Annotated in this window: 11 protein-coding genes and 1 pseudogene; all 12 read left to right on the top strand. The window is 40.7% G+C overall.

The annotated features are described in order from the left end of the window. Positions 1–72: 72 nt before the first annotated feature. Positions 73–693 (top strand): methylated-DNA--[protein]-cysteine S-methyltransferase, encoded by a 621-nt coding sequence (locus AC058W_RS08615; protein ID WP_479389974.1) that lies wholly within the window; start codon positions 73–75, stop codon positions 691–693. A gap of 642 nt (positions 694–1,335) precedes the next feature. Further along, a pseudogene (locus AC058W_RS08610) lies at positions 1,336–1,455 on the top strand (metal-dependent transcriptional regulator); the annotation flags it as partial. Between the two features lie 51 nt (positions 1,456–1,506). Next, a complete protein-coding gene (locus AC058W_RS08605; protein ID WP_479389973.1) occupies positions 1,507–1,947 on the top strand; it encodes a hypothetical protein in 441 nt (146 codons plus the stop codon). Positions 1,948–1,951: 4 nt separating this feature from the next. Beyond that, a complete protein-coding gene (locus tag AC058W_RS08600) occupies positions 1,952–2,815 on the top strand; it encodes a hypothetical protein (RefSeq protein WP_117844577.1) in 864 nt (287 codons plus the stop codon). Between the two features lie 333 nt (positions 2,816–3,148). After that, complete coding sequence (locus AC058W_RS08595; protein WP_118136868.1) at positions 3,149–4,105, top strand: hypothetical protein; 957 nt, start codon at positions 3,149–3,151, stop codon at positions 4,103–4,105. Positions 4,106–4,109: 4 nt separating this feature from the next. Further along, the gene (locus tag AC058W_RS08590) at positions 4,110–5,951 is read left to right on the top strand and encodes an FMN-binding protein (protein WP_117844573.1); all 1,842 of its coding nucleotides are present in this window, start codon (positions 4,110–4,112) and stop codon (positions 5,949–5,951) included. A gap of 194 nt (positions 5,952–6,145) precedes the next feature. Beyond that, positions 6,146–7,738, top strand: a complete 1,593-nt coding sequence (locus AC058W_RS08585; RefSeq protein ID WP_182437093.1) for an NEAT domain-containing protein — start codon at positions 6,146–6,148, stop codon at positions 7,736–7,738. Continuing rightward, positions 7,735–8,811: a heme-binding Shp domain-containing protein gene (locus tag AC058W_RS08580; protein ID WP_117844569.1), complete on the top strand. Its 1,077-nt coding sequence runs from the start codon at positions 7,735–7,737 to the stop codon at positions 8,809–8,811. Before AC058W_RS08585 ends, AC058W_RS08580 begins: the two co-directional genes overlap by 4 nt. Continuing rightward, positions 8,789–9,931: a heme ABC transporter substrate-binding protein IsdE gene (gene isdE / locus AC058W_RS08575; RefSeq protein WP_445291931.1), complete on the top strand. Its 1,143-nt coding sequence runs from the start codon at positions 8,789–8,791 to the stop codon at positions 9,929–9,931. The genes AC058W_RS08580 and isdE overlap by 23 nt, the downstream gene beginning before the upstream one ends. Before the next feature lie 6 nt (positions 9,932–9,937). After that, complete coding sequence (locus tag AC058W_RS08570) at positions 9,938–10,945, top strand: FecCD family ABC transporter permease (protein WP_117844567.1); 1,008 nt, start codon at positions 9,938–9,940, stop codon at positions 10,943–10,945. Beyond that, the gene (locus AC058W_RS08565) at positions 10,935–11,735 is read left to right on the top strand and encodes an ABC transporter ATP-binding protein (protein WP_243009884.1); all 801 of its coding nucleotides are present in this window, start codon (positions 10,935–10,937) and stop codon (positions 11,733–11,735) included. Before AC058W_RS08570 ends, AC058W_RS08565 begins: the two co-directional genes overlap by 11 nt. A gap of 120 nt (positions 11,736–11,855) precedes the next feature. Continuing rightward, positions 11,856–12,017 (top strand): YbaN family protein (locus tag AC058W_RS08560; protein ID WP_479389975.1); only part of this gene is annotated, 162 nt, incomplete at its 3' end.

Below are 12,017 nucleotides of genomic sequence, written 5' to 3'. Positions count from 1 at the left end.
AGATATACTAAAACCAGCTAGATGATAGCTGGTTTTTTTGTGCCTAAATATAAAAAGAAGGAATAAAAGAATATGAAAACAAGGGAAGAAGCATTAAAATACGGATTATCTTTTAAGAATGTATATGAAGAAAAACCTTTTCATGACCAGAATTGGCAGTTAGTAAGAGTTAGAAAAAGTAAAAAGGCTTTTCTCTGGATTTATGAAAAGGATGGATATATTAATCTGAATGTAAAGGTAGATCCACAGTGGCGCGATTTCTGGCGTAGTGCATATGATTCAGTAATTGCGGGATATCATCAGAATAAAGAACATTGGAATACGCTCATTTTGGATGGAAGTATACCGGATAAAGATATAAAAAGGATGATATCCGAAAGTTATGACTTGGTTACAGATAGCCCAACTAAAAGAATCTATGAGGCAGTCAAAAAAATACCAAAGGGTCATGTTGCAACTTATAGCAAAGTTGCTGAGATGGCTGGCAATCCCAGAATGGCAAGAGCAGTGGGAAATGCCCTCCACAAGAACCCCGATCAGGAACATATCCCATGCTTTCGTGTTGTAAATGCAAAGGGCGAACTTGCGGGAGAATTTGCCTTCGGCGGAGCCGGTGAGCAGGCAAAACTTTTGGAAGCAGATGGAATTGAAGTAGAGGATGGTAAAGTTGATTTGAAAAAATATGGAATCTGACAGGGATATGCATATTGTTCTACAAATGATAAAGTGGGTATCCGATGAGGGAATATTTGTCCAGTTTGTCGAATTAAGAATCAAAGATAAAGATAGAGCGTATAGAAAAATCTATATGCTTTTTGCATATTTTGGAAAAAAATAAATTAGTTGACACTAACTACAACTGTCTGTTAGAATTCCACTTGATGAAGAATATAGAAAAGAAAACAAAAATAATGATACTGAAAGGTGTAATGAAAAGATGAATAAAGTGGAACAGAGGAGTGCCAGATTGTGTTTGGAAAACCATTTTTACAATCTGAGTGGTCTGACATAAAGGTTGTATGAGATGAACGAATTAATACAGAAAAAACTAACAAAGAATGACTTAAAAGAAAATATAATAAAAGAAAATATAATAAAAGAAACAGATGCGCAGCTTCCGTCCTCGCGGCGTGAAATTGAGGAGGATATGCTGGAACAGATTTGCCTGATTGCGAATGCAGGAGCAGAGATTACAGTTGAAGAATTATGCAGCCGTATGGATATGAGCAGAAGAGAAGTCAATTTTTATCTGAAACAACTGAAAGTTCATGGCTATATTATCAGAGAGAAAGTTACATCTACAGGACATCAGAAGGATAGGATCTCAGCTCTGGAATTTCACTTACAGAGTTTGGAAAGATCACAGGAGAAGAATTTCAGTATCGTCATGAAATCCTCACGCAGTTTCTTCAGTTTGTTGGTGTTTCAGATGAAAAAGCCCAAGAGGATGCCTGCCGTATGGAGCATGTGGTCAGTGAGGAAACGGTTCAGCAGATTTGTAATTTTGTGGATTATGGAGATACATTTGAACGGATTTTGAAGCATTCGGATCTGCGCAGCTGGTATCAGACGGGAAAGTATATGTTTCTTATGGGAATTTATCAGATAGAGAAAACATGTCCAAGAAGATTTGCCAGGGAGTTTGATTGTTTTTCTGAGAATATCTGGCTTCACATTACAGAAGACAAGAGTAGTTTTGAACTGATAAAAAAAGAAGATACTTCAGCGCAGAATTTATGGTACAAAGATCCGGAACAGGGATGGATAGAGGCAGAGGAGAAAATGGGAAATCCATGGATACCGTCTGGTGCATTTACGTTTTCAACAAGATGTCAGGATCCGATCATAGAGGGAACTGCACTGATCGCGTTTACGAGAAAAGGTGAGAAGCCTGTGGACTGGAATAGCCGGGAACTTGATGTACATATCTGGAAATCGGAGGGATAAAGACGTGAATAACCAGGATAACAGAAATCTTTTACATCCATCAATGCTTCAGATTCAGTATCTTTTGGAATTGGAAAAAACAGGAAAAAAGCGCGGAAGTGTTGCGATGATTGCGGATACCTGTGGGGTGAGTCATGGACCGGTCAGCCGATTTTTTAAAGAGTGCATTGGAAGAGGATATCTGACGGAAAAATATGAATTTACAACGGAAGGTGCGCATGCCTTGCTAACTTATAAAAGGCTCTTAAGGGATGTGAAGACATATCTGAAAGCAATGAATATTCCGGAAAAAGAAATTACGGAGAAGATGAAGCAGCTGATCGAGAACGTGGATTATGATCTGCTGAGGACTATGGTAAGAAATGCAAGACAGACAACGGAACGTACAGTAGAAGGAAAAAATGAACAGGAACAGAAAAATTCGCAGGGAGAAAAAGATTCCAATGCATATTTTATTGAAAAGATACTGGAAAAAGGAAAATTTCAGGTAGGGATTGCTATTCATCAGATAAGCAGAAATAGCGAAACCAGACTCTCTATGGCACATCAGGGCTTTGAACATCTGGCATGTATTCGAAATAATACGCGTGGGAGCTGGCTGGAACTGACCATTTGTGAAATTCATGGAAGGTCCAGGATTGACGGAACAGAGATGTCAGGACATCTTTCTTCTCTGAAATACGAGAAACAGGGGCAGCTTTATGAATCGGTCATTAAGAATGGAAAGTTAAGGATTCCACTCAGTGCCTGCCATTTTTTTCGTGGCAGAATGGGAAATGTAAAGGGAACGGTTCATATTACAGTTGCCTGTAATGTCGGAAATGCACATATGCCGGAGAGTACAGCAGTGCTGACATTCTGGATGTAAGATTAAAGGTCGAAATGAAGAAAATTCGGCCTTTTTATTATGCACAAATATGGAAAAATGTTGATTTTACAGGGATAAAGGAAAAATACAAACCGTTCCCGACAGGCACGAAAACGAATAAATTAGTTGACACTAACCAATAAACATTGGTAGAATGTCAACGCAGTTAGCCAATGATAACCATATAAATCAGATACAGACAGTGATGTGACAGATTTAAATAAAGGTTATCTGGTAACCAGTATCATCTGTCAGTAAACCAGATGATTCGGAAGGCTTTCTGTAGTAGCTATAAGTAAATATAAAATTAAACATACAAAGGAGACAGTAACAATGAAGAGAAAAAACTTATGGATCAAAATTTCAGCCTGCACAATGGCAGCATTCCTTGCAACTACATCCGTAGCACCTGTATATGCAACTGAATCTGCATTTGCGGAAGATGTATTTTCTGATTCAGCAGAAGACGAATTTGGAAGTGAGGCAGCGACAGCAGAGGTTGAATTTGCAGATGAAATCGTTTCAGTGGATGAAGCTTCTGAGGTTCTGGCAGCACAGGCTGGATTTGGAACTGCGAATACAGAGCTGAAAGCCGGAACTTATAAAGTGACGGTATCATTAAAGAATGCCACTGATCCATCTAAGGATTCTATGGCAGGTTCCTGTATTGCCGGGGCAGCAACTATGGTAATCGCAGCTGATGGAAGCGCAAAGATCACAGTGCCGCTTACTTCTGTTTCTGTAGGTCCGATGACAGCCTTTGCAAGCGACTGGCAGATTTATAAAGGCGGACTTGATGCAGAAAAGACTGCAGCAGAATACACTACAGATGAGAGTGGAAATGTAAACAGTATTACATTTACAGTTCCTGATACGAGCGCAGACGGTGTTTATGTAAATATGAGTACAATGATGCACAGTAATGACGCATTCATGAAAATTGAATATGCAACAGCACAGTTAACATCAACACCAGCAGAGGAATCTGTAAAAAAGACTGCACCAACCATTAAAGTAAAAACTACAGCTAAAAACATCAAATATACAACCCTGAAGAAAAAGGCTCAGGTATTTACAATGGGAGCAACTGTAAACAGCAAAGGAAAGCTTACATATAAAAAACTTTCCGGAAGTTCTGCAATTACAATTAACAGCACAACTGGAAAGCTGACTGTCAAAAAAGGTGTGAAAAAAGGAACTTATAAAGCAAAAATCAAAATTTCTGCAGCAGCCAAAGGAAACTATAAAGCAGGAAGCAAAACTGTAACTGTCACAGTAAAGGTAAAATAAGAGAATGAAGAAACGTATCATTGCAGTACTATTGTCAGCAGTCATGATGGTTCCGTCAGTTTCTGTCGGTGCTACAGATTTTGCAGAAGGAAATGGAGAGCAGATTTTTTCAGAGGGTGAAGAAACCAGAGAATTGATTTTCACAGAGGGAGAAGATACAGTAGATTTTTCTTCAGAAGAAAATACACAGGAGGTATTTTCTGCGGAAAGTTCAGCAGACGGCATTATACTTAACGAAAAAACCTTTATAAAAGGGAAAACTTATCTGATTCCTGTTTCTTTGAAAAATGCGGCAAATCATGAAAAAGATTCGGCAGCAGTTTCGTGTCCGGGTAAGTTTGCGACTCTTTATATTGGGGAAGACGGGATTCCTAAGCTGACAGTAAACCTGCGTAGTGTCACAGTTGGAACCATGACGGATTATGCATATGATTTTAAAATCTATCAGAGTGCGGGAACAGACGGGGAAAAACAGGGTGCTTTTGTAGAGAACACGCAGATAGTTCCGGCAATAGACGGAAGTGGAACAAGAAATGTTCCAGAAACGATATCCTTCGCAATTCCGGAGGCTGCTTTTGGACAGGATGGAGTTTATCTGAATATGTATGTAGATGTGATGGGGCGTGACTCAGATGCTTATCTGCAGATGAATTATGCAGAGGCGAAAGAGTCCGGGGATACATCACTTAATTATACGACAGAAGTTGCATCAGCAGTAGTAGAACAGTTTGGAAATTACAGTGTCACAGCACAGGTTACTGTAAAGGACGGACAGATCAGTGATGTAGTGCTTGAAGGGACTGATTTCAAGGGTTCCTATATCAATGAAAATCAGGCTTATTTAAATCGTGCGGTTAATGGCATGGGAAGTATCAAGGGAATGAAGGAAAAGCTGACGGGGCTTTACATCAACGATACAGACAAGTTGAACAACCTTGATACAGTTTCAGGTGCAACGTATTCATCAAATGCAGTGAAGCAGGCGGTTATGAAAGCCCTTGGCATGGAAATTTACCAGGAGGTACTTCCGGATGTTCCTGAAAAGAAGCCTGAAGCAGGAACCTATCGCATTACAGTCAGAGGAAGAACCGATATGAGTGATCATAAACTTCTTGGATCTTCCGACAAGGCAGATGCTGTTTTGCGTGTAGACACAAAAGGAAAAATGTGGCTTACCTATAAGATGGTTTCAGGTGATCCCGGGGAGCCGCTATGGGTGCTGGGATATAACGGATATTATCCGGGAAATAATACATCCGGGAAACTGAGCATGGACGGCGTAACTTTTTCAACAGAAAAAATGACAATTCCTACGATTGGCAGCAGTTCGGTTGTGACAGAGGTGACAGTTCCTCTGGATGAAATGCGACAGACATATCTTAATAATCTCTATCTTTATGTGGATGTAATGAAGAAACTGGATGGTGAAGTTTCCGGAATTATCTTTGACAAGGGAAAGTTTAACATCAATTCTACACTTACTTTATACTGGGATACATTGAAAAAAATATCCAATGATACAGGAGATACAGAGAAACCGGCGGTAAAACAAAAGAATCCGACAATCAGGACAAAAGTGTCATCAAAGACATTTACGGTCTCTCTTCTGAAGAAAAAATCTCAGAGCTTTACTCTGGGAGCAAGTGTAAACAGTAAAGGAAAACTTTCTTATAAGAAAACTTCCGGTAGTTCCGGCATTTCCGTGAACAGCAAGACAGGTAAGATCACAGTAAAAAAAGGAATGAAAAAAGGAAATTATAAGATAAAAGTTCAGATAAAGGCAGCAGCCAAAGGAAATTATAAAGCAGGTACGAAGACAGTTACAATAATTGTTAAAGTAAAATAGGCAGAAGTTTTTCTGCTGTATAGGGAACTGCCCTGTTTGTGGTGGTTCCCGTTTTTGTAGTAATTCTGGAAAGTAAGTTAGGTTGTTAAAGTACCCCACCGCAGACAGAGAATCCTGCAAAGGGATTCTTTCCTGGAGTTTTTACGGGTAATAGAGTATTATAGGAAATTTGGAAAAGAGGAATGAAAATACAGATGGCAAAAACGAAAAAAATATTAAAACAAATGATGATTTTTTCTTTTTCAGCAATATTGATCATGGGAACTGGAATCAGCGTCAGTGCAGATTCCAGTGTGGAAGAAAATATTCCGGATGACATGATTCAGCAGATAGAACAATGTCAGGAAGAAACAGATTTTTTCAGCAGTAATTCGGAAGTCGGTAACTTCAGCAGTGGCAGTACCGACAGCAATGATGATAACAACAATAGCGGTGATAACAATAACGGCGGTGATAATAACGACAATAGTAGCGATAGCAATAATAACAATGGCAATGACACTAACGGTGATAATAAAGATGACAATAAGAATGGTGACAGTGACACCAGTTTTGATATAAATAATCTGCCTGATGGAATTTATTCTGTTTCCGGCACAATGCTGAAAACGGATAAAAAGACAGCGTCCATGGCAGATCAGGCATTTCAGCATACGATAAAGCTTACGGTAAAAGATGGAATATACAGTCTGGCGCTGGATTTCAGGGCAATGGATATGAATGGACAGATGGGATATTTGGGAAATATTAAATATTATAAAACCGGATATACATTGGATTCAAATGGAAATCCGCAAGGAGAAATAGAGGATACAGAAGTGAATTCTCTGCAAAGATACACGAATGATACGGTTGTATCTGATTATTTTGGCACGAATTATCCGGATATTGTAACATTTCCGATGATAGAGGAGGCAAGAACGGACAGCTATGTGCCGCTTCAGGTATTTATTCCTATTATGGATGCCATCGCCAAAGGAACAGGTACCCAGAATATATTTCTGAAAATAGACTGGTCTGTCTTAAAGGAAACCAGTGATGATGACGACGCATTTAAAGATGACAGCTCCAATGGCGCCGGAGGCGGAAATAGTAATGGAAATAATAGCGGAAATAACAACGGAAACAACAATGGAAGCAATACCGGAAATAACAGTGGCGGCAATGGGAATGGAAGTACCGGAAATGGAAGCAGTAATAATGGAAACAGCAATATCAACGGCGGCAACAAAAATAATGCAGGTAATAATAACAATGCAAATAACAGTGGCAGTGGTACGAATAATTCCGGATATGTCAATAATGCAGGTCTGGGCGGAAACAGTTCGTTAAAGAAAAATAATTCTTCAACTTCTGGAAATGGAAGTAGTCTAAGCGGAAATAATTCATTAAATGGAAACAGCTCACTAAGCGGAAACAAATCCCTGAAATCATCAGGAACTTCAGAAACAAATATATCGAAAACTTCAGGTACTCTTTCATCAGGAAGTATGGAAAACAGTACTATGAATGAATCTGATGGTCAGGAAGAAATGGCGTTAAATACTTCGGGAGAAATGCTGAATTCAGAGGGTATGGGAATGGGTACGTCTGCAGTCAGCCAGATGAATACCGGTTCACAGACAGAGCAGTCTACAGAAAGTGCCTGGGAGTTGAGCATGCAGCAGTCTTCTGCAAAGAAAGCAGGAGCGATGATCCCTGTATGGATCAGTGCAGCAGCGGCAGTATGCGGTCTGGGATATAAGGTAAAAACCGGAACAAATCCTAAGAGGAGAAAGAAACGATGAGCAGAAAACGAGGCAGATTCATCCTGATTTTGATGACAATCATGCTGTACATAACAGGATGTTACATAAGTGTTCATGCAGAAAGCGGGGCTATATATTCTTGTACGATAAACCGAAGCTACGGGAATCCCGTAACCGGCGAAGTGGAGGATTCAGGAGGAGAATCCTCATATGCGACAGGACAGGGAATGGTAGAAAGCGCCGTATATTCACAAGGTCTGATGGAGGTAACAGATTCGGGCAATTATTATCTGACCCTTCGTCTGAGTCTGCTGGATTATACCTCAGGTCATACATTTGCAGTTCAGAATGTAGGAGATTCTGGATGGATGGATACGGCAACTGCAGTAACGGCAAATGGTTCGGACGGTAGTGGAAGTACCGCGGATATATGTATGCAGGTACCGTCTGAGAACTGTATCGTGAGAATTACCATGTATGTATCTCCGATGGGAAGAAATGCGGTGTTTTATGTTTATCCAACCAATTATTCAGAGGGAAATAGTGTAGGAATGAATCCATATTTTGTGACAGAAAGCGGAACTTCTTACGGAAACGCAAATGACTCCGGATATGTGGAAAACCAGACAGGAAATGCACAGAATACGGGTACACAGCAGAGCAGCAATAATAATTCTCAGGCGCTTGCGGCTGTACAGAATACCGGCAATGTTGCACAGCAGAATAACAACCAGGCAGAAACAGATGAGAAAGATACAGAACAGACAAAAGAAGATGGGGAAAAGCAGCCAAATCAGGAACAGGATTCAGATAAAGATAATGATACATCAGATCAGGCAGGAACAGCAGATTTGGAAGATTCTGCAGATTCAGCCAGTGAATCGGAATTAAACAACGCACAGGGCTTAAGCCTTTCTACCGCTTCTGAAAGTACCGGAACAGTGGTTGAGAAATCCGCAGGAAAGATTTATGTAAGTCCATATTTTATGCTGGGACTGACAATAGTTATATCAGGCCTAATCCTGATTCTGGCAGCGGCGCTGGTAGTATGGTATTTCAGAAGAAACTGGCGCAGATGGGGCGGAGAGGATGACTATGATGAGGAAGATTAAATACAGACGTGCAGGAGTAGCAGGATTATTGTTTATGACTGTAATGTCTGCATGCTTTTTGACCGGTTGTGTAGATCAGCATCCAGAGGGGACTCAGACAACTGTTCAGCCGACGGAAACGCTGGACTCCATGTTGCAAATCACAGATCCGATTGAAAAAGAAGCGGTAGAGATTGCAAAGGCAAAGGTACATTCCATGGGTGCAGAGCCAAGGATCATTGCTACTTCACCGGCAGTTGCGGAAATCTGTGACAGACTGGAGTTGGATCTTGTGGGCGTATGCAGCAGCAGTTCTTCTATTCCGGAGAGATATGAGGAAATTACCCAGGTTGGTGCTGCTATGAGTCCGGATATGGAAATCGTGTCAGGGCTTTCTCCTGACTGGATTTTAAGTCCGTCTTCTTTACAGTCAGATCTTCAGCCTAAATATGAAACGATTGACACAGACTGGGCGTTTCTGAATCTTCGCAGTGTCCAGGGAATGTATCGTTCCATACAGGAACTGGGAGAAATTTTTGACAGGGAAGAACAGGCAGAAACACAGATAAAAGAATTTAAAGATTTTTATGAAACTTATCAGAAGGAACAGGAAGGAAAAACGCATCCGCGCGTGATGATCCTTATGGGACTTCCGGGAAGCTATATCATTGCGACAGAGAATTCCTATGTAGGAAGTCTGGTGGCTCTTGCGGGTGGAGAGAATGTGTATGAGGGCAGTACAGAAGAATTTCTGACTGTAAATACAGAAGATATGAAGAATAAAGAGCCGGATATTATCCTCCGCACAGCACATGCCCTGCCAGATCAGGTAATGGAAATGTTTAATGAGGATTTTGCTACAAATGATATCTGGAAACATTTTTCAGCGGTAAAAAACAATCGGGTATATGACCTTACTTATGAGTATTTCGGTATGAGCGCAAACTTTTCTTATCCGGATGCTTTACAGGAACTGCAGGAAATTTTATATCCTGATGAAAAAAACAGTGACGAAACATCAGATAAGAAAAAGAAAGACAGTGATAAAGTAACAGACAAGAATCAGAAAAACAATGATAAAGTAACAGATAAAAATCAGAAAGAAAATGATAAAACAACAGATAAAAAACAGGAGGACTGACGGAGAATGGATGAGAAAAGAAAGAAGAGAAAGCGTGTCCGGGCGGTGCTGTCTTTTGGGATAATGATACTGTGTCTGGTTGGTCTGTTTTTCGCGGCAATTAATATCGGAAGTCTGAAAGTTTCTTTTCCTGATTTGATGCGGGGATTGTTTGTAGAAAGAATCGAGGAAGTGGCAGTAATCTATGATCTGCGTTTTCCGAGAATTATTATTTCCATGTTGGCAGGTGCTGCTATCGCGGTATCTGGTGTGTTATTTCAGGCGGTATTAAAGAACCCACTGGCGGACCCGGGAATCATTGGAATTTCCAGCGGTGCCAGTTTTGCAGCTGTTTTGATTACGGCATTTGCGCCACAGTTGTATTTTTTTACACCGCTGGTTGCTTTTCTTGGAGGTGTAGTTGCTTTCTTCCTGGTGTATTTCCTTTCCTGGAAAGAGGGCTTAAGTCCGCTTAGAATTATTCTTACTGGTGTGGCAGTGGACGCATTTTTTACAGGACTTTCCAGTGCGTTTAACAGTATGAGCGGAGGAAATATGTCAGGTGTCGCATCTATTGTAGAAGCAAATATTACACAGAAAACATGGGATGATGTGACAACGATGGTGCCATATGTAGTGGCAGGATTATTCCTTGCATGCCTCTTTATCAGAGAATGCAATCTGATGTCTCTGGAGGACAAAACAGTCCGCAGTCTTGGTATGAATGTGAATGCAACGAGAATCGTAATTTCCCTGATCGCGGTACTTCTGGCAAGTATTTCCACTGCGATTGCCGGGGCAGTCAGCTTTCTGGGACTGATCGTTCCACATATTGGACGTATTCTGGTTGGAAGCGATCACCGTGCGTTGATTCCGTTTTCTGCTCTTTCCGGTGCGTGTTTCTTTCTTCTGGCAGATACGATCGGAAGAACAATTGCAGCTCCTTATGAAATCAGCGCAGCCATAATTATGAGTGTTGTCGGTGGCCCATTTTTCATTATTCTTTTACGGAGGTCGAGAAAATATGCAAACTGAAAATAGAGATTTAAAACCGGAAAAAATGGCCATGACCGTAAAAGATGTCAGCTTTTCCTATGGGAAAAACCAGATTTTAAAAGGTGCTTCTCTGGAAATTCCAAAAGGAAAGATCACTACGATCCTGGGTGCAAACGGCTGTGGAAAATCAACGTTATTTTCGTTGATGACAAAGAATCTGAATCCTGACAAAGGCAGAATTTTCCTGGGAAAAAAGAATATTAGTAATCTGCGGCTGAATGAATTTGCGCTTAAAGCAGCGATTGTACACCAGTATAATACGGTGGCGGATGATATGACAGTAGAGCGTCTGGTTTCTTTTGGGCGGACACCGCATCTTGGGCTGATGGGAATTCAGGGAGATGAGGATGAGAAGTATGTGGAATGGGCGATGGAAGTAACGAACATTACGGAATACCGGAACAGGGAAATCTCCAGACTCTCCGGGGGACAGAGACAGCGCGTGTGGATTGCAATGGCACTGGCACAGGGAACGGAGATTCTTTTTCTGGATGAACCGACTACATATCTTGATATCCGATATCAGATTGAAATCCTGGAGCTTGTGAAAAAGCTTAACCGGGAATACGGTATGACGGTTATTATGGTATTACACGAAATTAATCAGGCAATTTATTTTTCTGACCGGATTATCGGACTGTGTCAGGGAAAAGTTCTGATACAGGGAGAACCTGATGAGGTGATTACCGGTGAGAGTATCCGACAACTGTATGGGATTGACCTGAAAGTCACAGAAATAGATGGGCACAAATTCGTATTGACTGTGTGAAACAGACTGAAAATACAGGAGTGGCTTTTCATATACACTCTGAAAAATAAATATTGGGAAATAACAGTAAAAAGTAATTACGCAGGATATCTGCGAAAAAGAAAAAAACGGAGAGGAAACATGAGACATACGATGAAGATTTTTTGGATGATACTTGGATTTTTGTGTCTGGGACTTGGTACGGTAGGTATCATATTGCCGATTTTGCCGACAGTTCCGTTTTATATGGCAACGCTATTCTGTTTTGCAAAAAGTTCAGAAAGACTCCATTCATGGTTTCTT

The sequence above is a fragment of the Blautia sp. CGZ-1-C1 genome (genome assembly GCF_056504575.1).
Note: the sequence above shows the minus strand (reverse complement) of the source record. Positions and strands in the feature narration are given on the sequence as shown.